At 71.7% G+C, this 23876-nt stretch carries 26 protein-coding genes and 1 tRNA gene; 18 read left to right on the top strand and 9 right to left on the bottom strand.

Annotated features, from left to right (window positions below; all coding sequences use genetic code 11):
• Window positions 1–9: 9 nt before the first annotated feature.
• Together BM145_RS06315 and BM145_RS16515 are read right to left on the bottom strand one after the other, a co-directional pair.
• The gene (locus BM145_RS06315) at window positions 10–1743 is read right to left on the bottom strand and encodes a hypothetical protein (protein ID WP_245739129.1); all 1734 of its coding nucleotides are present in this window, start codon (window positions 1741–1743) and stop codon (window positions 10–12) included.
• The gene (locus BM145_RS16515; protein ID WP_281244350.1) at window positions 1727–1861 is read right to left on the bottom strand and encodes a hypothetical protein; all 135 of its coding nucleotides are present in this window, start codon (window positions 1859–1861) and stop codon (window positions 1727–1729) included. The genes BM145_RS06315 and BM145_RS16515 overlap by 17 nt, the downstream gene beginning before the upstream one ends.
• Window positions 1862–1947: 86 nt before the next feature.
• On the opposite strand from BM145_RS16515, the gene BM145_RS06310 reads away from it, so the two are divergent.
• The 3 genes from BM145_RS06310 to BM145_RS06300 are packed head-to-tail and all read left to right on the top strand — an operon-like array spanning window position 1948 to window position 3754.
• Entirely contained in the window at window positions 1948–2508 is a 561-nt protein-coding gene (locus BM145_RS06310; protein ID WP_093332605.1) for a shikimate kinase, read from the top strand.
• A complete protein-coding gene (gene aroB / locus BM145_RS06305) occupies window positions 2505–3614 on the top strand; it encodes a 3-dehydroquinate synthase (RefSeq protein ID WP_245739128.1) in 1110 nt (369 codons plus the stop codon). The genes BM145_RS06310 and aroB overlap by 4 nt, the downstream gene beginning before the upstream one ends.
• Window positions 3614–3754, top strand: coding sequence for a DUF2256 domain-containing protein (locus BM145_RS06300; RefSeq protein ID WP_081874135.1), 141 nt, complete (start codon window positions 3614–3616; stop codon window positions 3752–3754). The genes aroB and BM145_RS06300 overlap by 1 nt, the downstream gene beginning before the upstream one ends.
• Window positions 3755–3956: 202 nt before the next feature.
• On the opposite strand, the gene BM145_RS06295 is transcribed toward BM145_RS06300, so the two are convergent.
• From BM145_RS06295 to radA, 5 genes are all read right to left on the bottom strand, one after another.
• A complete protein-coding gene (locus BM145_RS06295; protein ID WP_093332603.1) occupies window positions 3957–4280 on the bottom strand; it encodes a DUF423 domain-containing protein in 324 nt (107 codons plus the stop codon).
• A gap of 4 nt (window positions 4281–4284) precedes the next feature.
• Window positions 4285–6030 carry a monovalent cation:proton antiporter-2 (CPA2) family protein gene (locus BM145_RS06290; protein ID WP_093332601.1) on the bottom strand — a complete coding sequence of 582 codons (1746 nt, stop codon included), beginning with the start codon at window positions 6028–6030 and terminating at the stop codon, window positions 4285–4287.
• Window positions 6030–6461: an iron-sulfur cluster assembly scaffold protein gene (locus BM145_RS06285; RefSeq protein ID WP_093332599.1), complete on the bottom strand. Its 432-nt coding sequence runs from the start codon at window positions 6459–6461 to the stop codon at window positions 6030–6032. Before BM145_RS06285 ends, BM145_RS06290 begins: the two co-directional genes overlap by 1 nt.
• Window positions 6458–7021, bottom strand: a complete 564-nt coding sequence (locus BM145_RS06280; protein WP_093332597.1) for a CvpA family protein — start codon at window positions 7019–7021, stop codon at window positions 6458–6460. The genes BM145_RS06285 and BM145_RS06280 overlap by 4 nt, the downstream gene beginning before the upstream one ends.
• A gap of 139 nt (window positions 7022–7160) precedes the next feature.
• Window positions 7161–8552 (bottom strand): DNA repair protein RadA, encoded by a 1392-nt coding sequence (gene radA, locus BM145_RS06275; protein ID WP_093332595.1) that lies wholly within the window; start codon window positions 8550–8552, stop codon window positions 7161–7163.
• A gap of 90 nt (window positions 8553–8642) precedes the next feature.
• On the opposite strand from radA, the gene BM145_RS06270 reads away from it, so the two are divergent.
• A complete protein-coding gene (locus BM145_RS06270) occupies window positions 8643–9803 on the top strand; it encodes a glycosyltransferase family 4 protein (protein WP_093332593.1) in 1161 nt (386 codons plus the stop codon).
• Between the two features lie 27 nt (window positions 9804–9830).
• On the opposite strand, the gene BM145_RS06265 is transcribed toward BM145_RS06270, so the two are convergent.
• Complete coding sequence (locus tag BM145_RS06265) at window positions 9831–10175, bottom strand: DUF2218 domain-containing protein (protein WP_177200103.1); 345 nt, start codon at window positions 10173–10175, stop codon at window positions 9831–9833.
• A gap of 112 nt (window positions 10176–10287) precedes the next feature.
• Between BM145_RS06265 and BM145_RS06260 the strand changes: the two genes are divergently transcribed.
• The 4 genes from BM145_RS06260 to BM145_RS06245 all read left to right on the top strand — a co-directional run bounded on the left by BM145_RS06260 (window position 10288) and on the right by BM145_RS06245 (window position 13905).
• Window positions 10288–11607 carry a replication-associated recombination protein A gene (locus BM145_RS06260; protein WP_093332591.1) on the top strand — a complete coding sequence of 440 codons (1320 nt, stop codon included), beginning with the start codon at window positions 10288–10290 and terminating at the stop codon, window positions 11605–11607.
• On the top strand, window positions 11591–12967 hold the full coding sequence (locus BM145_RS06255; RefSeq protein ID WP_093332590.1) for a serine hydrolase domain-containing protein: 1377 nt from the start codon (window positions 11591–11593) through the stop codon (window positions 12965–12967). Before BM145_RS06260 ends, BM145_RS06255 begins: the two co-directional genes overlap by 17 nt.
• Complete coding sequence (locus BM145_RS06250; protein WP_093332588.1) at window positions 12964–13815, top strand: hypothetical protein; 852 nt, start codon at window positions 12964–12966, stop codon at window positions 13813–13815. The genes BM145_RS06255 and BM145_RS06250 overlap by 4 nt, the downstream gene beginning before the upstream one ends.
• Window positions 13816–13832: 17 nt before the next feature.
• Window positions 13833–13905, top strand: a tRNA-Thr gene (locus BM145_RS06245).
• An 18-nt stretch (window positions 13906–13923) separates the two neighbouring features.
• On the opposite strand, the gene BM145_RS06240 is transcribed toward BM145_RS06245, so the two are convergent.
• Window positions 13924–14292: a hypothetical protein gene (locus tag BM145_RS06240; protein WP_093332586.1), complete on the bottom strand. Its 369-nt coding sequence runs from the start codon at window positions 14290–14292 to the stop codon at window positions 13924–13926.
• A 102-nt stretch (window positions 14293–14394) separates the two neighbouring features.
• Here BM145_RS06240 and BM145_RS06235 point away from each other — a divergent pair, with 102 nt between their 5' ends.
• From BM145_RS06235 to BM145_RS06190, 10 genes are all read left to right on the top strand, one after another.
• A complete protein-coding gene (locus BM145_RS06235) occupies window positions 14395–15090 on the top strand; it encodes an endonuclease/exonuclease/phosphatase family protein (RefSeq protein ID WP_093332584.1) in 696 nt (231 codons plus the stop codon).
• Window positions 15090–17333, top strand: coding sequence for a patatin-like protein (locus tag BM145_RS06230; protein WP_093332581.1), 2244 nt, complete (start codon window positions 15090–15092; stop codon window positions 17331–17333). Before BM145_RS06235 ends, BM145_RS06230 begins: the two co-directional genes overlap by 1 nt.
• Window positions 17334–17390: 57 nt before the next feature.
• Window positions 17391–17681 carry a hypothetical protein gene (locus BM145_RS06225; RefSeq protein WP_093332580.1) on the top strand — a complete coding sequence of 97 codons (291 nt, stop codon included), beginning with the start codon at window positions 17391–17393 and terminating at the stop codon, window positions 17679–17681.
• Window positions 17678–18352, top strand: coding sequence for an orotidine-5'-phosphate decarboxylase (gene pyrF / locus BM145_RS06220; RefSeq protein WP_093332578.1), 675 nt, complete (start codon window positions 17678–17680; stop codon window positions 18350–18352). The genes BM145_RS06225 and pyrF overlap by 4 nt, the downstream gene beginning before the upstream one ends.
• Complete coding sequence (locus BM145_RS06215; protein ID WP_218149629.1) at window positions 18349–18774, top strand: GFA family protein; 426 nt, start codon at window positions 18349–18351, stop codon at window positions 18772–18774. Before pyrF ends, BM145_RS06215 begins: the two co-directional genes overlap by 4 nt.
• Before the next feature lie 31 nt (window positions 18775–18805).
• Window positions 18806–19438: a phosphoribosylanthranilate isomerase gene (locus BM145_RS06210; protein ID WP_093332576.1), complete on the top strand. Its 633-nt coding sequence runs from the start codon at window positions 18806–18808 to the stop codon at window positions 19436–19438.
• Window positions 19435–20667, top strand: coding sequence for a tryptophan synthase subunit beta (trpB, locus tag BM145_RS06205; RefSeq protein ID WP_093332575.1), 1233 nt, complete (start codon window positions 19435–19437; stop codon window positions 20665–20667). Before BM145_RS06210 ends, trpB begins: the two co-directional genes overlap by 4 nt.
• A gap of 40 nt (window positions 20668–20707) precedes the next feature.
• Window positions 20708–21523 carry a tryptophan synthase subunit alpha gene (gene trpA / locus BM145_RS06200; protein ID WP_093332573.1) on the top strand — a complete coding sequence of 272 codons (816 nt, stop codon included), beginning with the start codon at window positions 20708–20710 and terminating at the stop codon, window positions 21521–21523.
• On the top strand, window positions 21520–22377 hold the full coding sequence (accD, locus tag BM145_RS06195; protein WP_093332572.1) for an acetyl-CoA carboxylase, carboxyltransferase subunit beta: 858 nt from the start codon (window positions 21520–21522) through the stop codon (window positions 22375–22377). The genes trpA and accD overlap by 4 nt, the downstream gene beginning before the upstream one ends.
• A 133-nt stretch (window positions 22378–22510) precedes the next feature.
• Complete coding sequence (locus BM145_RS06190; RefSeq protein WP_093332570.1) at window positions 22511–23818, top strand: bifunctional folylpolyglutamate synthase/dihydrofolate synthase; 1308 nt, start codon at window positions 22511–22513, stop codon at window positions 23816–23818.
• Window positions 23819–23876: the final 58 nt, after the last annotated feature.

The following is a 23876-nucleotide window of genomic DNA, read 5'->3' as shown; positions in this document are numbered from 1 at the left end:
TGAGGGAGGTCACCCGCGCGCGATCGCCTCGGCCGCGATCATCCGCGCCTCGCCGTCGAGGCCCACGGCGCGCAAGCCGGCGACGATGCGGTAGAGCGCGGCCGGCGGCACGCCGCGCCAGCCGGGTGTCTGCATCCCGATGGCGGCGAGGAGGAGCACGGTGCCCGGCTGCTCGTCCGCCACCGCGCGGTCGAGCGCGCGCGTCCAGCTGTTGGTGGCGCCGATCGGCACCGCCAGCGCCTCGGCGGTGCGCTCCACGTCGTCGCGGGCGAGGCGGCCGAGCCCGGCGAGCCCGGCGAAGAACAGCCGCCGCCGCGCGTCGCCGCCGGTATAGCCCTGCACGTCGGCGTAGGAGAGGCGGCGCGCGGCGGGATCGGCGAGCGCGATCATCGCCCAGGCATCGCCACCCGCCGGCACGCTCGCCGCCCAGCGCGCGGCGGACCGATCGAGGCCCGCGGTCAGCATCGAGGCAACGAGCGGATCGGCGTCCGCCACCTGGCGCACCGGCTGCCGCGCGGCGGCGCGCGCGGTGAGGACGAGGCGCGGCCAGGCCGGGGTGGTGCCCCAGAGCTGGCGCAACGCCGCCAGCCGGCCGTCGGCGTCCGCGCCCGTATAGGCGGTGCGCAGGTCCTGCGCCGCTGCCGACGGGCCCGACGCTGCGTCCTCGTCGCCCGCCACCGCGCCGTAGAGGTCGACGAGCGCGAGGTTGGAGAGCACCCCCTGCCCCGCCGCCGCCTCGGCCGCGGCGATCCGGTTGGCAAGCGGCACGCCGGGCGCGAGCGCGCGCCAGTAGGTCGCCTGCGGCGCCGCCGCGGCGTAGAAATCGTCGGGCAGCGCGACGCCGGTCGCGGTGGCGAGGCCGAAGCGCCAGGCGGTGAGCCGGTCGACGCCGTCCCACTCGATCGTCACCGCCTGCCGGCCGCCGGCCGCGCCCATCACCTTCTGCGCCAGGAGCAGGTCGACGCCCGTTGCCGCGCGCGACCGGCGCGCCGCCGCGAACAGCGTGCGGGCGCGGGGCGCATCGCCGGCGAGCGCGGCGCAGATCGGCTGCGCCATCGTCCACGCAGCACCGCCGACGGCGGCGCGCGCGGCATCCGCGACCGGGCACATGCCCGCCGGGTCGCCGGTCGCGAGCCAGGCATTGGCCGCGACCTGGTAGAGCTTGGGCGTGTAGTTGGCGTTGTCGACGCCCTGCACCACCGCGCGCGCCGCGACCGATTCGCCCATGCGCAGCAGCAGCCATGCCCGCTCGGCGGCGAAATCGGCGCCGTGGAGGCCGCGGGGCGTGTCGAGCCGCGACACCAGCAGCCTGCGGAGCGCGATCGACAGCCAGCGCGACGGCAGCGGCGCGGCGGTACGACGCATCAGCGCCTCGAGATAACGGCCGTCGGCGCGGCCGAACGCGTCCGCCTCGATCTCCCCGCCCGTCCCCACCACGGCGAGCGAGCGGCGGGCGAAGACCGGCATCTCGTACTGCGCCAGCGTCGCCGGATCGATCGGGGTCGGGGTGGCGGTGGGGGTCGGCGTCGGCGAGGCCGTGTCGGTCGGCAGCGGCTGCACGACGGCGCCCGGCGGGTCGCCCGGCAGCGGTGTCGCGGTGGCGCGCGGCGTGGACGTCGCCGCCGGCGCGGGTTCGCCGAAGCCGGGCGGCAGGATCGATTCGGGCCGGTCCTGCGCGCCGATCACGGGCGCGGCGAGCGCGATCAGCCCCGCGGCGGCGAGCGCCCTATTGAAGGTTCGCAAGCGAGACCTGCTTCTCGACCTGCGTCGTCGGGCGTTCGGTGGCGCGACCGGCGAGCAGGAACAGCCCCCCCACCACCACGACCAGGATGACGACGAGCGAGACGACCAGGCGGGACATGGAGGGGAAACCTTACGCGAGCGAACTTCGTGTGCGGGTGCCGTGCGCGCTTTTGCGCGATCGGCGACGGGCTGTATAGCGCGGCGATGCCGCAAAGCCACTCCCCCGAACGACGGCCGCGCACGCCCCGGCCGATCGTGCTCGTCGGGCTGATGGGAGTGGGCAAGTCGACGGTGGGCCGCCGCCTGGCGCTGCGCCTGCGCCTGCCCTTCGTCGACGCCGACCACGAGATCGAGGCGGCGGCGGGGATGACGGTGGCGGAGATCTTCGACCGGTTCGGCGAACCGTATTTCCGCGACGGCGAGCGGCGGGTGATCGCGCGGCTGATGGACGGCAGCCCCAAGGTGATCGCGACCGGCGGCGGCGCCTTCGTCAACGAGGCGACCCGCGCGCTGATCCTGGAACAGGCGACCAGCGTCTGGCTGCACGCCGACACCGCGGTGCTGGCCGAGCGGGTGCGGCGGCGCGACACGCGGCCGCTGCTGCGCGGCAAGGACCCCAAGGTGGTGCTCGCCGAACTCGCCGCGGTGCGCGATCCGATCTACGCGCAGGCGCACGTCCATGTGTCGAGCCGCAAAGGCCCGCACGAGGCGACGGTCGCCGCGATCCTGCGCGCGATCAACGAGCGACGGGAGGCGCGGACATGATGCCGGGAACGACGGTGACGGTGGCGCTGGGGACGCGCAGCTACCCGGTCGAGATCGGGGGCGGCCTGCTGGACCGCGCGGGCGAGCGGCTCGCGCCGCTGATGCGCGGACGGCCGGTGGCGATCGTCGCGGACGAGAACGTCGCGCCGCACCTTACCCGGTTGCGCGCCTCGCTCGGCGCGGCGGGGCTGGCGAGCGAGGCGCTGCTGCTGCCCGCGGGCGAGTCCGCCAAGAGCTGGGCGACGCTGGCACGGGTCTGCGACTGGCTGCTGGCGCGCGGGGTGGAGCGCGGCGACCATGTGGTGGCGCTGGGCGGCGGGGTGATCGGCGACCTGGTCGGCTTCGCCTGCGCGGTGCTGAAGCGCGGCTGCGGCTTCGCGCAGGTGCCCACCACCTTGTTGGCGCAGGTCGATTCGTCGGTCGGCGGCAAGACCGGGATCAACACCGCCGCGGGCAAGAACCTGGTCGGCGCGTTCCACCAGCCGGCGCTGGTGCTGATCGACCCCGACGTGCTCGATACGCTGCCCCCGCGCGAACTGGCGGCGGGCTATGCCGAGGTGGTGAAATACGGGCTGATCGACGACGCGGATTTCTTCGCCTGGTGCGAGGCGAAGGGCGCGGCGCTGCTGGCGGGGGACGCGGGTGCGCGGGTTCAGGCGATCGCGCATTCGGTCGCGGCCAAGGCGCGGATCGTGGCGGCGGACGAGCACGAGACCAACGGCACGCGCGCGCTGCTCAACCTGGGCCATACTTTCGGTCACGCGCTGGAGGCGGAGGCGGGGTTCGACGGATCGCTGATCCACGGCGAAGCCGTGGCGGCGGGGATCGCGCTGGCGTTCCGCTTCTCCGCCGCGCGGGGGCTGTGCGCGGCGGACGACGCGACGCGGGTGGCGACGCATTTCCGCGCGGTCGGGCTTCCCGACGGGCTCGCCGCGGCGGGCATCCGCGCGTCGGGCGCGACGCTGGTCGAGCATATGCGCCACGACAAGAAGATGGCGGCGGGCACCCTGCCCTTCCTGCTCGCGCGCGGGATCGGGCGGAGCTATCTGGACCGCAGCGTCGATCTGGCCGACGTCGAACGCTTCCTCGACGGCGAGCCGCGCTGATGCCGAACGGCGTCGCCAAGCAGAACCTGCCGACCAAGATCTGCCCCGCCTGCGAACGGCCGTTCACGTGGCGCAAGAAATGGGCGCGCGATTGGGACAGCGTGATCTATTGTTCGGACGCCTGCCGGAAGAAACGGTAACGTCCCGACTTTTTGATTCACGCGAGCCAGCCGCGAGATCAGCCGCACGGGTCACCCACTTGCGTCATCCCGGCCGAAGAGCCGGGATCCATCTTGCCGCGCAACCATCGGCATCAGTCTTCGCGGCGCCATGGACGCCGGGTTAAGCCCGGCGTGACGGATACAGTTGATGACATCGATCCTTCCCGTCTGCGGGGAGGATTTAGGGCCGCAGGCTCCAGGCCAGCCATAGCCAGCCGGCGATCAGCAGCGCGCCGCCGATCGGGGTGATCGCGCCGAACCAGCGCGGGGCACCGATCGCCATCAGGTAGAGCGTGCCCGCGAAGATCGCGCCGCTGGCGACGAACAGCCAGGCCGGGCCGCGTGCCTCCAGCCGCAACGCGACGAGGGCAGCGACGGCGTGGATCAGCTGATACTGGCCGCCGGTGCGCAGCCACTCCTGCGCCTGCCCGCTCGCGCCGTGCGCTCCGAACGCGCCGGCCGCCACCGCGATGGCGCCCGACAGCGCCGCCAAGATTCCCAACATCGCTCTACTCCCGCGACGGTTGCGTGATGATGCGGTCGATCGCGGCGCGCAGGTCGCCCGTCTCGCGCTGCGCCTTGAGCCGCTCGCGATCGTTGTGGCGGTACTCGCGCTCGGCCCGGTCGATCTCGCCCGGCGGCACCTTCAGGCTGTCGAGCGCGCGGCGGCCCATCTCGACCGCCGAGCCCATCAGCTCGCGGACGACATATTGCACGGGCGCGTCCTTGAGCTTGATGAGCGTGCGCCGGTCGTAGGCGCGCACGAAGATGGTGGCGTTCGGGAAGGCGGCGTGGATGCCCTCCAGATTGTCAGGCTCCAGCTGGTCGCCGTCGCAGCAGAACAGGATCAGCTCCGCCTCGCCCGCCCCCGCCTGGCGGAGCAGGTCGAGCCGGGTGCCGTCGCCGTAATAGACCTTGGCGCCGAACGACTGGGCGATGTCGATCATCTCGATATCGGTGTCGATCAGGGTGACGGGGATGTCCTGCAGGATCAGCATCTGCGCCACCGTCTGTCCGAAGCGGCCATAGCCGACGATGATCGCGTTGGCGCCGTCGGTGGTGGGTCCGTCGCGCTCCTGATGCTTGGCGATGGGTTGCTGACGGAAGCGGCTGGTGGCGCTCATCAGGAACGGCGTGGTCGCCATCGACAGGGTGACGATGGCGCCGAATAGGCTGGCGGCCTCCGGCGCGATGAGGAGGCCGTTCTGGGCTTGGGCGAACAGCACGAAGCCGAACTCGCCCCCCTGGCTGAGCAGCAGGCCGAGCGCGAGGGCGCCGCGCCAGGGCATGCGGAAGGCGAGGCCGATCCCGAAGATGACGACCGCCTTGGTCGCGATCAGCGCCAGCGCCATGCCGGCGACGAACAACGGCCGGTCGGCGATCGCCTGGAGGTCGAGCATCATGCCGACCGCGAGGAAGAACAGGCCGAGCAGGATCGAGCGGAAGGGGTCGACGTCCGCCTCCAGCTCGTGCCGGTACGGGCTGTCCGCCAGCATCACGCCCGCGACGAACGCGCCGAGCGCGGTGGAGAGGCCGAGCAGCTCCATCACTGCGGCGGCCGCGATGACGGTGAAGAGTGCCGCAAAGACGAACATCTCGCGCTCGCCGAGATTGCCGATCAGCCGGAAGAAGGGGCGGAGCAGGAAGCGGCCCGCGAGGATCAGGCCGCCGATCGCCGCCACCGTCTCCAGCCCCAGCAGCCAGCCGGGGGGCGCGGCGGCGTCGGCGGGATTGCGGCTCATCGCGGCGATGATGGTGATGAGCGGGACGATCGACAGGTCCTGGAACAGCAGAATGGCGAACGTCCGCTCGCCGAACCGCGTCCGCATCCGGCCGGCGGATTGCAGCATCGGCAGCACCTGCGCGGTGGACGACAGCGCCAGCGGCAGGCCGAGCGCCAGCGCCGCCGTCCAGCTGAAGCCGGCCAGGTGGATCACGCCGGTGATCGCGAGGCCGCAGAGGGCGACCTGGAGCAGGCCGAGCCCGAAAATCTCCTGCTTCATCCGCCACAGCCGCGACGGGTTCAGCTCCAGCCCGACGATGAACAGGAGGAGCGTGATGCCGAGTTCGGCGATCCCCATCTTCGATTCGGCGTCGCCGACCAGGCCGAGCACGTGCGGACCGACGACGGCGCCCGCGACGAGATAGCCGAGGGTGGCGCCGAGCCCCAGGCGGCGGAACAGGAGCACGAAGAGCAGGCCGGAGCCGAGCAGGATCGCGCCGTCGCGCAGCAGCGAGATCGGTGCGTCGTGCATCAGGCGCGGGCCTGCGCCTGCTCGGCGGCCTCGGCCGCGGCCTCGAAGGCGAGGCGCATCGAGGGGTGACGGGCGGTGTAGGAGAGCGCCGGCGCGAGCACGGCGAGACCGGGCCAGGCGGGTGCATCCCCCTCCCCCGCCGCCAACCAGGCCGCCATCGCGTCGCGCGCGTCGGCGAGTTCGGCGGGCGTGCGACCGATCACCTCGGCGGCGAGCAGCGACGACGACGCCTGGCCGAGCGCGCAGGCGCGGACCAGCAGGCCGACCTCCGCCACGCGGCCATCGGGGCCGAGATTGACGTCCACCGTCACCCGGCTGCCGCAGATCGGCGAGCGGCGCTCGGCGGTGCCTTGCGGATTTTCCAGCCGGGCGTGATGCGGGATCTCGGTCGCGAGGCGCAGGATCTCGGCATTGTAGAGCGGTGCGGTCATTCGGCACCCGACGCGTTGTCGGCGGTCGCCATGGTCGAGCGGGCGCCGAACACCGGCTGGCCGCGGCGGCGGCGGTCGACGAAGTCGGCGATGCCGGCGCTGGTCGCGTTGAGCAGCGGATAGGTGCGGCTCTGCGTCATCCACAGCGGCCGGCGCGCGGGACCGCCGCCGACCGTGTCGACGACCAGCGTGACGAGGAGAAAGCCGAGGCTGGCGAGGATCAGCCCCTTGAGCGCGCCGAACCCCAAGCCCAGCGCCCGGTCGAGCGGCCCCAGCACCGAGGTGCGGGTGCGCGCGCCGATCGCGTTGGCGACCAGCTTGCCGCCGATATAGGTAACGCCGACCAGGATTGCGAAGGCGAGCACCGCCGCGCCGGACGCGGTGCCGACCACGCCCATCAGCTTCTGCGACAGGCTGATGTGGAAGAGCTTCAGCGCGGCGACGATCGCCACCCAGGCGAACAGCGACAACACTTCGGTGACGAAGCCGCGCTTGAGGCCGAACAGCGCCGCACCCGCGACCAGGAGGAGGACGATCACGTCGAGGGAGGTCAGCGCCATGCGACGTCCCTAAATCAAGACGCGGCGATACGGAACCGGGTGCGAACCCCCTCCGTCATGCCGGGCCTGTGTCGGCATCCAGGATCAAGCAGGTCGACGCTCTTGGCTATGGATGCCGGGACGAGTCCGGCATGACGGTTCACCGCCCCAGCAGATGGTCAACGAACTGCCCCAGCGTGCGGAACCCCGTGGCCGTCACCGCGCCCTCGTGGCCCTTCGCCCGATCCGCGTCCTTCGCCACGCCCACCGGCACCAGCGCTCGCTCGAAGCCGAGCTTGCCCGCCTCCTTCAACCGCAGCGGCGCGTGCGCAACGGGACGCAGTTCGCCCGACAGCGCGACCTCGCCGAACGCTACCGATTCGGGCGGGATCGGCCGTTCCGACAGGGCGGAGACGAGCGCGGCGGCGACGGCCATGTCGGCGGCGGGGTCCTGCACGCGGTAGCCGCCGGCGATGTTGAGATAGACCTCGCAGGTCGAGAAGCTGAGGCCGCAGCGCGCCTCCAGCACCGCCAGGATCATCGCCAGCCGGCCGGAATCCCAGCCGACCACCGCCCGCCGTGGCGTCGCGCCCGAGGCGAGGCGGACGACCAGGGCCTGGATCTCGACCAGCACCGGCCGCGTCCCCTCCAGCGCGGGGAAGACGGTGGCACCCGTCACCCCCTCCTCCCGGTGCGTCAGGAACAGGGCGGAAGGATTGGCAACCTCGGCCAGTCCCTCCGTCTGCATCGAGAACACGCCGATCTCGTCCGTCCCACCGAAGCGGTTCTTGACCGAGCGGAGGATGCGGTACTGGTGGCTGCGCTCCCCCTCGAAGGCGAGCACGGTGTCGACCATATGCTCCAGCACGCGCGGGCCGGCGATGCTGCCGTCCTTGGTGACGTGGCCGACCAGCACCAGCGCCGTGCCGCGTTCCTTGGCGAAGCGGATCAGTTCCTGGCTCGACGCGCGGACCTGGCTGACGGTGCCGGGCGCACCCTCGATCAGGTCGGAATGCATCGTCTGGATCGAATCGATCACCAGCAAGGCGGGCGGCGCGCCGGTCGACAGCGTCGTCAGGATGTCGCGCGTCGAACTCGCCGCCGCCAGCTGCACCGGCGCGTTGCCGAGCCCCAGCCGCCGCGCGCGCAGCCGCACCTGATCGGCCGCTTCCTCGCCGGACACGTAGGCGACCGAATGGCCGGCGAGCGCCATCTTCGCCGCCGCCTGGAGCAGCAGCGTCGATTTGCCGATGCCGGGGTCGCCGCCGATCAGCGTTGCCGACCCTTCGACGAAACCGCGGCCGAGCGCCCGGTCGAACTCGGCGATGCCAGTCGGCATCCGCTCGGGCAACGACACCTCGGCGTCGAGCGCGGTGAGCTGAATCGAGCGGCCGCCGGTCTGGAGATGGTGCTTCGCCGCGAACGGCGTGACGACGGCGCCCGCTTCCTCGACCAGCGTGTTCCACTCGGAACAGTCGGTGCACTGCCCCTGCCAGCGCGACGCGACGGAGCCGCACGCCTGACACACGTAACGCTTCTGCGGTTTCGCCATGCGCCCTAGATAGCGGAACGGGAGGGGAACACAATGTAGCTGTGCTCGCGGGTGGCAATCGTGTGACAACAACGGTATCCCCGCGCGTTCATGTCCGCGCCCGTCCAACCCAGCGACCTTCGCGTCGCCGTCTTCAGCGGCAACTATAATTACGTACGCGACGGCGCCAACCAGGCGCTGAACCTGCTCGTCGGCCATCTGCTGAAGCAAGGCGTGACGGTGCGCGTCTACTCGCCGACCGTGGCCAAGCCCGCCTTTCCGCCGACCGGGGACTTGGTCGGCGTGCCGGCCATTCCGCTGCCGATGGGGCGCAGCGAGTATCGCATGGCGCGCGGGCTGCCCGGCGCGACGCGCGCCGACCTGGAAGCATTCGCCCCCAACCTCGTCCATGTGTCGGCGCCCGAACTGCTCGGCCACCGCGCGCTGTCCTGGGCGCGGGCGCGCGGGATCGCGACGGTGGCGTCGCTGCACACGCGGTTCGAGACCTATCCGCGCTATTACCACCTTTCCATCCTCGAACGGCCGTTCGAGCGGATGCTGACGCGCTTCTACAATCGGGCGGACCAGGTGCTGGTGCCCGCGCCCGGGATGGCGGCGATCCTGCGCGGCTGGGGAGTGACGAGCCCGATCGACATCTGGTCGCGCGGCGTCGACCACGACCGTTTCTCCCCGGCGCGCCGCGACCTTGCGTGGCGCCGCTCGCTCGGGATCGCCGACGAGGTGGCGGCGGTCGGCTTCCTCGGCCGGCTGGTGAAGGAGAAGGGGCTGGACGTGTTCGCCGCCGTCGCGCGCGCGCTGCGGCAGCGGAGCGCGCCGCACCGGCTGCTGGTGATCGGCGACGGGCCGGCGCGCGACTGGTTCGCGCGCGAGGTGCCCGACGCGGTGTTCGCCGGCTTTCAGCGCGGCGAGGCGCTGGGCCGTGCGGTCGCGTCGATGGACGTGTTCTTCAATCCGTCGGTGACGGAAACGTTCGGCAACGTCACGCTGGAGGCGATGGCCGCGAGCGTGCCGGTGGTTGCGGCGCGCGCGACGGGCGCGTGCGACCTGGTCGACGACGGCGAGACCGGCTTCCTGGTGCCGCCGCGCGACGCGGTCGCCTATGCCGACGCGATCGCGCGGATCGCGACGGAGCCGGGGCTGCGGCAGCGATTGGGGCAGGCGGGGCACGACAAGGCCGCGGGATACCGATGGGACACGATCAACCAGGCCGCGCTCGACAGCTATCTGCGGCTGATGGCGCGGCGGGGCTGAACTCCTCTCCCTGCACGGGCAAGGAATTCAGGTTATCCCGTCCCGCCAGTCGAAGGTCAGCGGCGCCTCGCGAAAGGCGAAGCGATCGAGGTGGCTGGCCACCACCTCGCGCATCCGGGCAACGTCGCCGTCCGCCGGTACGGTCAGCTCCAGATCGAGCGTCTCGCCCGCGGCGCGCATCGCCAACCGCGCGCCGTTCGGAAAGTCGATCGTCCCTTCTTCTGCAGTGAAGCATACCGCCATCTTGTGGCTCCAATGCTTGGCGAGCTGCTGGAGATAGCGGCCGGCCGACCGGGTCGGCACGCGGGCGACGGACACCGAGCCGGTCACCGGGGGCTCATCGCCGCCGCCGTCATGCAGGTCGTCCGCCATCGTCCATTCTCCCATCGCGATGGCGCGTAGATAGGAGGGATGGGGCGAGATGCACCGGCCGGTCCGCATCGAAGGGCATGACGTCGCCGGGCAACCTCCCTACAACCTTTGCATGGCCGACCTGTTCGCCGGGATCGAACCCCCCGCCCCGCCCGAGGCACCCGCCGCCGACGCGCCGCTCGCCGACCGGCTGCGTCCGCGCGCCCTTGCCGAGGTGGTCGGCCAGGAGCATCTGACCGGTCCCGACGGCGCGATCGGCCGGATGGTCGCCGCCGGCCGGCTGACCTCGACGATCCTGTGGGGACCGCCGGGCACGGGCAAGACGACGATCGCGCGGCTGCTCGCCGACGCGGTAGGGCTGCGCTTCGCCAGCATCTCGGCGGTGTTCTCCGGCGTCGCCGACCTCAAGCGCGTGTTCGCCGAGGCGAAGGACCATGGGCGGGCGGGCAAGCGTACGCTGTTGTTCGTGGACGAGATCCACCGCTTCAACCGCGCGCAGCAGGACGGTTTCCTGCCCTTCGTCGAGGACGGCACCGTAGTCCTCGTCGGCGCCACCACCGAGAACCCGTCGTTCGAACTGAACGCGGCACTGCTCAGCCGCGCGCAGGTGCTGGTCCTCCACCGGCTGGGCGCCGCCGCGATGGAGCAGCTGCTGGAACGCGCCGAGGCGCTGGAGGGTCGCGCGCTGCCGCTCGACCCGAACGCGCGCGCCGCCCTGGTCGGCAGCGCCGACGGTGACGGCCGCTTCCTGCTCAACCAGGCGGAGACGCTGTTCGCGGTCGAGCTGCCGGCGCCGCTCGACGCCGCCGGCCTGTCGCAACTGCTCCAACGTCGCGTCGCGCAGTACGACAAGGATCGCGAGGGGCATTACGGCCTGATCTCCGCCCTCCACAAATCGATCCGCGGGTCGGACCCGCAGGCGGCGCTCTACTATCTGGCGCGGATGCTCACGGCGGGCGAGGAGCCGCTCTACGTGCTGCGCCGCCTGACCCGCGCGGCGGTGGAGGATGTCGGCCTCGCCGATCCGCAGGCGCTGGTCCAGTGCCTCGCTGCCAAGGACTGTTACGACTTCCTCGGCTCGCCGGAGGGGGAACTAGCGATCGTCCAGGCGTGCCTCTACCTCGCCACCGCCCCTAAATCGAACGCGGCCTATCTGGCGCAGAAGGGCGCGTGGCGCGCGGCCAAGGAAGGCGGCTCGGTGAGCCCGCCCAAGTCGATCCTGGGCGCGCCGACCCGGATGATGCGCGACATGGGCTACGGCGCCGGCTACCGCTACGACCATGACGAGGAGGAGGCGTTCTCCGGCGCCGATTACTGGCCCGAGGAGCTGGGGCCGCAGCGCTTCTACGAGCCGACGGAGCGCGGCTTCGAGAAGCGGATCGCCGAGCGGATGGCCTATTGGGAAGGATTGCGGAATGAAAAGCGCGATTAGCCTGGCGCTGCTGCTGGTCCCACTCCCGATGGGGCCCGCCACGGCGCAGCAGGTCGCCTCCACGCCGCCCACCACCTACCAGCGCGCGATCGCCGCCGGGTACAAGGCGGCGATGATCTGTTCGGGTGTCTTCAACGCGGGCCGGACGCCGGCGCAGATCGAGGCGGACGAGCTCGCCGGCATCTACCCCGACTATGCGCCGATCCTGCCGACGCTGCCGCCCGCCGCGATCGACCGGACCACCCATTCGGTCACCGTCGCGTTCGACGACAAGCTGCCGCCACGCCAGTCCGATTGGCGTCCGGGCACCGGCTGCACGACGATGCCGATCGGATCGCGGGTCCGACCGCTGTTCCACCCTCATGCCCCACAGCCCGGACCGGCCGCCGCCGATCCGCGGCCGTGGCCATTAGGCGACGCCGGGATCGCCCCACGCCCGTCGCCTGCGCTGGCAAGCACCGTCGCCAATGCGTTCGACGACGATTATGGAGAGGGCGCGAAGACGGTCGGCGTCGTCATCCTGCGGGACGGACACGTGGTTGCCGAACGGTATAGCGAAGGTTTCGGCCCATTTGTCGCGAACAGGACCTGGTCGGTCGCCAAGAGCATTGCAGGAACACTGGTCGGCCTTGCCGGCATGAACACGACTTCGACGGCCGGGATCTACGGAATGCCCGGCTTCGACAGTAGCGACCCGCGTAGCGGCATCAGCGTCGACCATCTGCTGCGCATGGCCTCGGGCTTACATAGCGACACCGCCGGCAACCGAACCGACGCGATCTATTTCGGCGGAACCGCGGTCGACGAACAGGCGATGAGTTGGCCCCTGGAAGCGGCGCCGGGTGCCCGGTTCCGCTACGCCAATAACGATATCCTGTTGGCCATGCGCGCGGTCCGCCGCTCCCTCGGCGAGGAACGCCATACGTTCTTTCCGAAAGCTTCGCTGTTCCTGCCGCTCGGGATGGCCAACACGATTGCCGAGCGCGACTGGCACGGCAACTACATCCTTTCCAGCCAGGTCTGGAGCACCGCGCGCGACCTCGCCCGGCTCGGCCAGTTCTGGTTGCAGGACGGGGTGTGGGAGGGCAAGCGCCTGCTCCCCGCCGGCTGGATGGCGTACATGACCGCCCCGTCTGGCCCGCAGCCGGAGAGCGGCCCCGGCTACGGCGCCACGCTGTGGCTGTTCGGCCCGAAACAGGGCCTGCCCGCCGGCAGCTACGCCGCCCAGGGCAATCGTGGCCAGTACGTGATGGTGATCCCCTCGCGCCGGCTGGTGATCGTCCGCCGCGGGGAGGACCCCGGCCCCGCCCGCTTCGACATCGCCCGCTTCGCCGCCGACGTGGTCGCCGCGACGCAGTGAGGTTCACCCGCTTCGCCTGCTTCGACTGGTCGGGAGCGGCGGCGGAGCGGCCCGCAGGGATCGCGCTGGCGGTGGCCGGTTCGGAGGGCCCGCCCCGCCTGGTCGAGCGGCGCTGGTCGCGGCCCGACGCGCTCGCCTGGCTGCGCGACGTGGCCGGGGCGGGCGAGCCGATGCTGATCGGCATCGACTTCTCGCCCGCGCTGCCCTTCGTCGATGCGGGCTGCTATTTTCCCGGCTGGTCACGCACGCCGCCCGACGCGGTCGGCTTATGGGCCTTGGTCGAGGCGATGAGCGCCGACGATCCGCATCTCGGCATCGCGAGCTTCCTTTGCGACGCCCAAGTCGCCCGCTATTTTCGCCAGCACGGCAGCCGGCTCGGCGATCGTTTCGGCGAGCGTGGCGGCGGTCGGCTCCGGATCGTCGAGCGGCGCACGCCGGGCGCGGCGAGTTGCTTCAACCTGGTCGGCGCGTCGCAGGTCGGCAAGGCGAGCCTGACCGGCATGCGCCTTCTCCACGCCCTGCGCGGCACCTTGCCGATCTGGCCGTTCGATCCGCTGCCGCCGCGCGGCCCGGTGCTGGTGGAGATCTACACGACCATCGCCGCCCGTGCCGCGGGAATCGCGCCGGGCCGCAGCAAGGTGCGCGACACCGACGCGCTCCGCCTCGGGCTCGCGAGGCTGGGCTCGCCGGATCATCCGCCGCTCGCCCGCTACGACGACCATGCCACCGACGCGATCCTCACCGCCGCCTGGCTCCGCACCGTCGCGCACGACGCCGCTTTGTGGGCGCCGGCCGCCCTCACCCCCGCGATCGCCGCGACCGAGGGCTGGACCTTCGGCGTGCCCTGACGCATGGAAGGCCCCGCGCCGGTTTAGCTCAGCTGGTAGAGCAGCGGTTTTGTAAACCGAAGGTCGCGGGTTCGATTCCTGCAACCGGCACGTTCCATCGGGGCGCGATCACCCCCGGTCGGGGCCACCGCCGCCGTCGGTCTCGCTGCCGCCCGCTTCCGAATCGAAATCCTCGCCTGGCTGGCCACCGCCCGCGCCCGAGCCGCTGCCGTGGACGGCGCCCGTGCGCTGGTCGATCCAGCCGCGCTTGCCGTTCTCGGGCGGGATCGCCTCTTCCGCGGCGCGGTTCGCACCCGCCGGATCGATGCCGACGCCGCCGTCGCCGTGCCCCGATCCGTCGGTGCCGACGCCGACCGTGCCCGGCTTCCGGTGCTCGTGGCTGTCATACTCGTTGCCGAAATGATGGCCCTTGGTGCCGGCCTCGTTGCCGCGCACCTCCTGCTGGTCGTCATGGGTGGGAGGTGTGATGCGGGTCATGCGCGGGGTCCTTGGTCGGTTCGGAAAAGCCGTAACGCTTGAACGCTGCAACCGGTCGCGGCGGCGCCGCGTTGCACGCCTTGAACGATAAAGACGGGGTGGATGATAAAGGTCGCCAGCTACAACATGCACAAGGGGATCGGCACCGACCGCCAGTGCAATCCCGAGCGCATCGTCGAAGTGCTGCGCGAGATCGACGCGGACGTGATCGCGCTGCAGGAGGCCGATCGCCGCTTCGGCACGCGCGCCGGCGTCATCCCGCGCCACCTGCTGGACGAGCACAGTGATTGGAAACCGGTCGGCGTCGCCCGCCGCGCGGCGTCGATGGGCTGGCACGGCAACGCACTCCTCGTGCGCAAATCAGCCGAGATCCTGTCCTGCGAGGCGATCCACCTGCCCGCGCTGGAGCCGCGCGGCGCGGTGTCGGCGGAGCTGGCGGTGGCGGACACGCGCCTGTGCGTGGTCGGCATGCACCTCGACCTGTCGGGCCTGTGGCGCCGGCGACAGGCCGCCGCGATCCTGCACCATGTCGCGCAGCGGGCCGACGAGTGCCCGACGGTGATGATGGGCGACCTGAACGAATGGAACGGCGCCCTCGGCTGCCTGCGCGATTTCGGCCGCGACTTCGCGGTTGCGGAGACCGGCCCCTCTTTTCACGCGCGCCATCCGGTCGCGCGGCTCGACCGGATCATGGTGTCCGCGGGCTTGCGCGTGGTCGATTGCGGCGTCCACGCCAGCGCCGCGGCCCGGCGCGCGTCGGACCATCTGCCGATCTGGGCGCGACTGGCGACCGGCTGATGCGCGACAAGGAACTCCGCCTCGCACTCGTCTGCTACGGCGGGATCAGCCTGGCGGTGTACATGCACGGCATCACCAAGGAGATCTGGCGCCTGGCGCGCGCCAGCTGCTCGTTCCACGACGGCGGCGCGCCGGTGACCGGCACCGACACCGTCTACCACGCGCTCCTCGCCGAGCTGGAGGAGACGGGTCACACGCGGCTGCGCGTGCTGGCCGACATCGTCGCGGGTGCGTCGGCGGGCGGGATCAACGGCATCTTCCTGGCCCAGGCGATCGCCACCGGCCAGTCGCTCGATCCGTTGACCGACCTCTGGCTGTCCTCTGCCGACGTCGAGGCGCTGATCGACCCCGCCGCGGCGCCGCATGGCCGCTTCTCCAAACTGTGGGCGATGCCGCTCGCCTGGATGGCGGCGGGGCGCAGCGCCGACAGCGTCGACGAGCTGGCCGACGCGGCGACACGCGAGGAGGTGCGCGCCAAACTGTCCCATTTCGTCCGCTCGCGCTGGTTCGAGCCGCCGTTCGGGGGCGAGACCTTCTCGCGCCTGCTGCTCGACGCGCTCGCCGCCATGGCCGCGTCCGATCGCGGTCCGCGGCTGCTGCCGCCCGGCCAGCCGCTCGACCTGTTCATCACCGTGACCGACTTCACCGGCCATCCCGAGCGGCTGTCGCTCCACTCGCCCGCCGAGGTGGTGGAGACCGAGCATCGCATCGTCGTCGACTTCTCCGACCGGGGCGAGGCGGTCGACACCCTCGCCCCCCTGCCCGAGCTCGCCTTTGCCGCGCGCGCCACGTCCAGCTTTCCCGGCGCCTTTCCGCCCTTCACCGTGGGCGAGCTCGACCGCGTGCTCGCCGCGCGCGGCGACGACTGGCCCACCCGCCGCCGGTTCCTCCGCCGGGTGCTGCCGCGCCACAGTGCCGCGGGCGGCGCCGACAAGGCGGCGCTGATCGACGGATCGGTGCTCGCCAACGCGCCCTTCCGCCCCGCGATCGAGGCGCTGCACGACCGGCCCGCGCGGCGCGAGATCGACCGCCGGTTCGTCTACATCGATCCGTTTCCCGGCGTGAAGTTCCGGCTCGGCGGCGGCGGCGAAACGCCCGGTTTCTTCCAGACCATCCTGGGCGCGATCAGCGAGCTGCCGCGCCAGCAGCCGATCCGCGACAATCTCGACGCGATCGCCGAGCGGTCCGCCCGGATCGAGCGGCTGCGCGGCATCGTCGCCGCGATCCGCCCGGCGGTGGAGGCGGAGGTGGAGCTGCGCGTCGGGCGGACGCTGTTCCTCCACCGGCCCACGCCCGCGCGGCTGGCGAACTGGCGCGCCAAGGCGCAGGCAGCGGCCGCGGCGCAGGCCGGTTTCGGCTATCTCGCCTACGTCCATTTCAAGCGTGCGGGCGTGGTGGAGGCGCTCGGCACGCTGGCGGCGGGGATCGCCGGCGACGGAGGCGAGCGCCGCCGGCGCCGCACCGCCGCGATCGCGGCGGGCGCCGGGGCGACGGAGGACATCGCCTTCTTCCGCCGCTTCGACCTGGGTTTCCGCATCCGCCGCCTCCGCCTCCTCGCCCGGCGCCTAGGCGAGGAGGAGGCAACGTTCGGCAGCGCCGCGCTGGCCCCCGCGCGCGAGGCGATCTTCGCCGCTCTCGCCGCCTACCTCGCCGTGCAAGGCGCGCGCCCGCACGAGGCGCTGCGCGCCACCGCCCGCGCGGCACGGGACGATGCGGGCCCACTGCTCGACGGGCTCGCCGCCTCGCTCGACCTCCACCGTCTCGACGCGGACGCCGACGCGCGGATCGCGCCCGCACTCGCCGCGCTGCCGGCGGCGGCGCGGCGGGCGCTGCTCCTCGCCTATCTCGGCTTTCCCTTCTTCGACGCGGCGACGCTGCCGCTGCTCCAAGGCGAGGGGCTGGACGAGTTCGACGCGATCAAGGTCGATCGCATCGCCCCCGACGACGCCACCGCGATCCGCAGCGGCGGCGCGGAGGCGACGCTGAAGGGCATCCAGTTCAACAGCTTCGGCGCCTTCTTCAGCCGCGCCTATCGCGAGAACGACTATCTGTGGGGCCGCCTGCACGGCGCCGACCGGCTGATCGACATCACCGTGTCGACGCTGCCCGCGGGCCATCGGTTGCGTGCCGGCCGCGTGCGCGCAATCAAGCGCGCCGCCTTTCACGCGATCCTCGACGAGGAGGAGCCGCGGCTGACCCATGTCGCCGCGCTGATCGCGGCGCTTCGTGCCGAGATCGGCTGAACGCTGGCCAAAACGCGCGGTCGGCGCTAGCCTCGGCGTTCCCGACCGGAGACGCGCATGCAGTTCCTCAAGATCCTGTTCTGGTGCCTGCTCGCCTTTCTCGCCGCCGCCTTCACCATCGGCAACTGGACGGCGGTGCCGATCCGCCTGCCGGGCGGGTTGATCGCCGACGTCAACCTGCCGTTCCTGCTGCTCGTCACCTTCCTGCTCGGCCTCGTGCCGACGCTGGGTTGGCAGGCGGCGCGGCGCTGGCGGCTGCGCCAGCGGCTGATGACGTGCGAGCGCCAGCTGGCCGAGACGCGCGCGGTGACGCTGCCGCCCGTCGCGTCGGAGACGCTGCCGGCATGAGCAACCGCATCTTCGTCGCGCTCGACACGCCCGACCTGGCGCGGGCCAAGGCGCTCGCCACCCGCGTCCGCCATCATGTCGGCGGGCTGAAGCTCGGCCTGGAATTCTTTGCCGCGCACGGCCAGGCGGGGGTGCGCGAGATGGCGACGCTCGACCTGCCGATCTTTCTCGACCTGAAGCTGCACGACATCCCCAACACCGTTGCCAAGGCGGTGCAGGCGCTCGGGTCGCTCGCCCCCGCGATCCTCACCGTCCACGCCGCCGGCGGCCGCGCGATGCTGGAGGATGCCAAGGCCGCCGCGCCGAGCGGCACCAAGGTGGTGGCCGTGACGATGCTGACCAGCCTTGACGCGCAGGACCTGGCGGCGACGGGCGTGGCGGGCAGCGCGCACGACCAGGTGTCGCGCCTCGCCGACCTCGCGAGGCAGGCGGGGGTCGACGGCATCGTCTGCTCGGGCGACGAGGTCGCCGCCGCGCGGCAGGCATGGCCCGGCGGCTTCCTGGTGGTCCCCGGCGTCCGCCCCGCGGGCGGTGCGATCGGCGACCAGAAACGCGTCGTCACCCCGCGCGCCGCGATCGATCGCGGCGCCTCGATCCTCATCGTCGGCCGCCCGATCACGCAGGCGGACGACCCCGACGCCGCCGCCCGGGCGATCGCGGGTACGCTGTGATTGAGGAGGAACGTATCGGTGCGTGCCATTGCAGCGCGGTCCGCTTCGCCGTCAGGCCCACCGGTGGGCTGGCAGCGGCACGGCGATGCGACTGTAGCTACTGCCGGATGCGCGGCGCGGTGGCTCTCACCGCCCGCATCGGCGATCTGATCGTGACGCAAGGGACAGAAAAGCTCGCGACATATCGCTTCAACACGGGCGTGGCAGAACATCACTTCTGCACCCTGTGCGGCATCTACACGCATCATCGCCGCCGCTCCAATGCCAACGAGTACGGAGTCAACGCAGCCTGCCTGGAGGGCATCAGCCCGTTTGATTTCACGGAAATTCCCGTGAACGACGGCATCCGCCATCCCAGCGATACCGGGGCCGGTGCGATTGCGGGCACCCTGCGCTACACGCCCTGCGTCGACGCGGGTTGAATCGGGGAAACAGGCGACGCAAAGCGGCCCCATGCCCCTTGCCAAGATCTGCGGCCTCTCCACCCCCGACACGCTTGATGCGGCGATCGCCCACGGCGCCAGCGATGTCGGCTTCGTCTTCTTCCCACCCTCCCCGCGCCACCTGTCCCCGGACACGGCCGCCGGGCTCGCCGCGCGGGTGCCGTCGCACGTGCGCACGGTCGGCGTCTTCGTCGATCCCGACGACCGCACGCTGGAGCAGGCGATCGCCGCGGCACGGCTCGACGCGATCCAGCTGCACCGCACCGCACCCGACCGGGTCGCGCACCTGAGGCGCAGCTACGCCCGCGAAACCTGGGCCGCCGTCGCGATCAAGACCCGCGCCGACCTCGATGCCGCGCGCACCTACCTCGGCGCCGCCGACCGCCTCCTCTACGACGCGAAGACCCCGGCCGGCGCCGCGCTTCCCGGCGGCATGGGCCTGCGCTTCGACTGGACGCTGCTCACCGGCTTCCGCCACCCGCTCCCCTGGGGCCTGTCGGGCGGACTCGACCCGGCCAACGTCGCCGAGGCGATCGCGCGCACGGGGGCGCCGCTGGTCGACGTGTCGTCGGGGGTAGAGTCGGCGCCGGGCGCCAAGGATGTGGACAAGATCGCCGCCTTCCTTCAGGCGGCGGCGTCATGAACGCCCCCAATTCCTTCCGTACCCAGCCCGACGAGCGCGGCCATTTCGGTGCATTCGGCGGCCGCTTCGTCGCCGAGACGCTGATGCCGCTGATCCTCGACCTCGACGCCGCCTATCGCGCCGCCAGGGCCGATCCGGCGTTCCAGGCCGAGTTCGACGACCTGCTGGAACATTATGTCGGCCGCCCCAGCCCGCTCTACCATGCCGAGCGACTGTCCGATGCGCTGCGCACCGGCGCGGACGAGGGGATGGGTGCGCAGGTCTGGTTCAAGCGGGACGAGCTGAACCATACCGGCGCGCACAAGATCAACAATTGCATCGGCCAGATCCTGCTCGCCATTCGCATGGGCAAGACGCGGATCATCGCGGAGACGGGGGCGGGCCAGCACGGCGTCGCCACCGCCGCGGTCTGCGCGCGCTTCGGCCTGCCCTGTGTCATCTACATGGGCGCCAAGGACGTCGAGCGGCAGCAGCCCAACGTGTTCCGGATGAAGCTGCTCGGTGCCGAGGTACGGCCGGTGACGAGCGGCGCCGCCACCCTGTCGGACGCGATGAACGAGGGGCTGCGCGACTGGGTCGCGAACGTTCACGACACCTTCTACATCATCGGCACCGCCGCCGGCCCGCACCCCTATCCGGAACTCGTCCGCGACTTCCAGAGCGTGATCGGACGCGAGGCGCGCGAGCAGATGCTGGCACGCACCGGCAAGCTGCCCGATCTCCTCGTCGCCGCGATCGGCGGCGGATCAAACGCGATCGGTCTGTTCCATCCCTTTCTCGACGATCCGTCGGTGGCGATGCTCGGCGTCGAGGCGGCGGGCCACGGCCTGGAAGGGAATGAGCACGCGGCCAGCCTCGCCGGCGGCGCGCCCGGCGTGCTCCACGGCAACAAGACCTATCTGTTGCAGGACGACGACGGCCAGATCGCCGAGGGCCACTCGATCTCCGCCGGCCTCGACTATCCCGGCATCGGCCCGGAGCATAGCTGGCTGCGCGATATCGGTCGCGTCGAGTATACCAGCGCCACCGACGTCGAGGCGCTCGACGCCTTTCAGCTGCTCTGCCGCACCGAGGGCATCATCCCCGCGCTCGAACCCGCCCACGCCATCGCCGCCGTCGCCAAGCGCGCGCGCACCATGCGCGCCGACCAGGTGATCCTGGCCAATTTATGCGGGCGCGGCGACAAGGACATCTTCACCGTCGCGACCGCATTGGGGGTGGCGATATGACCTCCCTTCTTCCCTCCTCCCCTTGGCGGGAGGAAGGGCAGTGACCCGCCTTGCCGCCGCCTTCCCGGCCGATCGAGCCGCGCTCGTCTGCTTCGTCACCGCTGGCGATCCCACCCCCGCCGCGACCCCCGCGATCCTCGACGCGCTCGTCGCAGGCGGGGCGGACGTGATCGAGCTCGGCATGCCGTTCACCGATCCGATGGCAGATGGCCCCGCGATCCAGGCCGCCAACATCCGCAGCCTCGCCGCGGCAACGAAGACCGCCGACATCCTTCGCATCGCCGCCGACTTCCGCAGCCGCCACCGGCACGTGCCGCTGGTCCTGATGGGCTATGCCAATCCCATGCTCCGCCGCGGACCCGAGTGGTTCGCCGCCGCGTGCGCGAAGGCCGGCGTCGACGGCGTCATCTGCGTCGACGTGCCGCCCGAGGAGGACGATTCGCTCGGCGAAGCGCTCCGCGCCGCCGGCGTCGCCCCCATCCGCCTCGCCACTCCCACCACCGACGAACGCCGCCTGCCGGCCGTGCTGGAGGGGGCGGGCGGTTTCCTCTACTACGTCTCGGTCGCCGGCATCACCGGCCTGCAACAGGCCGCGCAAGGCTCGATCGACGACGCCGTCGCGCGCCTCAAGGCCGCCACCGATCTGCCCGTCGCGGTCGGCTTCGGCGTCCGCACGCCCGACCAGGCCGCCGCCATCGCGCGGGTCGCCGACGGCGTCGTCGTCGGCTCCGCCATCGTCGAGATCGTCGCGCAGCACGGTGCCGATGCACCCGCGCCCGTCACCGCCTATATCAGAACCCTCGCCGACGCCGTCGCGTCCGCCCGGAAAGACTCGCCCAAGGAACCCCGGCAATGAGCTGGCTCAACAACGTCCGCAACGCCCTGCCCTTCACCGCGCGCAAGCAGCAGCCGGAGGAGAATCTCTGGCACAAGTGCAAGGGTTGCGGGCAGATGGTCTTCACCAAGGAACTGGAGGAGAACCTGTCGGTCTGCCCGCGCTGCGACCATCACGAGCGGATCGGCCCCAAGGCGCGGTTCGACCAGATCCTCGATCCGGGCAGCCGCGCCGACCTGCCCGCGCCCAAGGTGCCCGAGGACCCGCTCAAGTTCCGCGACTCGAAGAAATACGCCGACCGGATCAAGGCCGCGCGCGGCAGCACGCACGAGCCCGACGCGCTGCTCAACGCCCGCGGCACGATCGAGGGACGCCGCGTCGTCATGGGCGTGCAGGACTTCGCCTTCATGGGCGGCTCGATGGGCCTGGCGGTGGGCGAGGCGTTCGTCGCCGGCGTCGAGGCGGCGATCGCCGATCGCTGCCCCTATCTGATCTTCACTGCGGCCGGCGGCGCACGGATGCAGGAAGGCATTCTCAGCCTGATGCAGATGCCGCGCTCCACCGTGGCGATCCAGATGCTGCACGATGCCGGCCTGCCCTATATCGTCGTCCTGACCGACCCGACCACGGGCGGCGTCACCGCCAGCTACGCGATGCTGGGCGACATCCAGATCGCCGAGCCCGGCGCCCTGATCGGCTTCGCCGGCCAGCGGGTGATTGAGAGCACCATCCGCGAGAAGCTGCCCGAGGGGTTCCAGCGTGCGGAATATCTGCTTGATCACGGCATGCTCGACATGGTCGTCCACCGCAAGGAACTGCGCGCGCGGCTCGCACAGGTGATCGGCTATCTGTGCGGTGAGCGGCGGGCGGCGTAGACAAATGTCGTCCCCCCGGACTTGATCCGGGTCCATCGAGCACCCCGGGCACCGGCCGGAGGCTTATCGTCGCGCTCGCGGAGCCATGGACCCCGGATCGAATCCGGGGTGACGAGGATCGCCGGAAATAGTCATGCCCGACCACGCCACCTCCACCTCCCCCGCCGTTCAGGCCCAACTCGACCGCCTCGCCGCCCTCTCCCCCGGTGCGGACATCCTCGGGCTGGAGCGGATCACCGCCCTCCTCCGCCGCCTCGGCGACCCCCAAACCGCCCTTCCGCCGGTGCTCCACGTCGCCGGCACCAACGGCAAGGGCTCGACCTGCGCCTTTCTGCGCGCCGCGATCGAGGCGAGCGGGCACGGCGTCCACGTCTATTCCAGTCCCCACCTCGTCCGCTTCAACGAGCGTATTCGCCTCGCCGGCCGGCTGGTCGACGACGACGCGCTCGCCGCGCTCCTCTCCGAGGTGCTCGACGCGGCGGACGGCATCGCCCCCAGCTTCTTCGAGGTCACCACCGCCGCCGCCTTTCTGGCCTTCGCGCGTGCGCCCGCGGCGGCGACGATCGTCGAGGTCGGCCTGGGCGGCCGGCTCGACGCCACCAACGTCATCGACGCGCCGCTCGTCACCGGCATCGCCGCGCTCGGCATCGATCACGAGGCGTTTCTCGGCCGCGGTGCCGTCACCATCGCCGGTGAGAAGGCGGGCATCGCCAAGCCCGGCGTACCGCTGGTGACGATGGACTATGCCCGGCCGCTGGCAGCGCGCATCGCCGCCGTCGCGGCGGAGGCAGGCGCCTCCGTCCTCGCCCGCGGCCGCGACTGGCACAGCGAAACCGCACGCACTACCCTGCGCTACACCGACCAAGGTTTCTCCGTCTTCACCCGCCGCCCGCACCTGGTCGGCGCGCATCAGTCGCGCAACTTGGCGCTGGCGATCGCGATGCTCCGCCACCAGGGCACGCTCGAGATTCCCGAGGCAGCCTATCGCGCCGCCGCCGACTGGGCCACTTGGCCCGCGCGCATGCAGCGCCTCTCCCCCGGCCCGCTCACCGCGCTGCTGCCGGAGGACGCGGAGCTGTGGCTCGACGGCGCCCATAATCCGTCCGCCGCGGCACCGGTCGCCCGCGCGTTGCGCTCGATCGCCAGGGGGCGGCCGGTGACGCTGGTCCTGGGCATGCTCGCCAACAAGGACGCGGCCGGCGTGTTGCGCCTGCTCGCCCCCACGCTGTCGCGGGTGATCGCGGTGCCGGTGCCCGGCCACGCGCACCACAACCCTGCCGATCTCGCGATGCTCGCGCACGACCTTGGCATCGAGGCCAGCACCGCGGCGACGCTGCCCGACGCACTCTCCCGCATCGCGGACGTCGGCGTGGTGCTAATCGCGGGTTCGCTCTACCTCGCCGGCGAGGCGCTCGCCGCGAATGAGGAACCACCCGCTTAGTTGCTATTGACTTGCAATAACCAACCGGCGAGGCTGCGCGTGACACGAGCGGAGCCGC

The sequence above is a fragment of the Sphingomonas rubra genome, from assembly GCF_900115745.1.
Classification (GTDB): Bacteria; Pseudomonadota; Alphaproteobacteria; order Sphingomonadales; family Sphingomonadaceae; genus Sphingomonas; species Sphingomonas rubra.
Note: the sequence above shows the minus strand (reverse complement) of the source record. Positions and strands in the feature narration are given on the sequence as shown.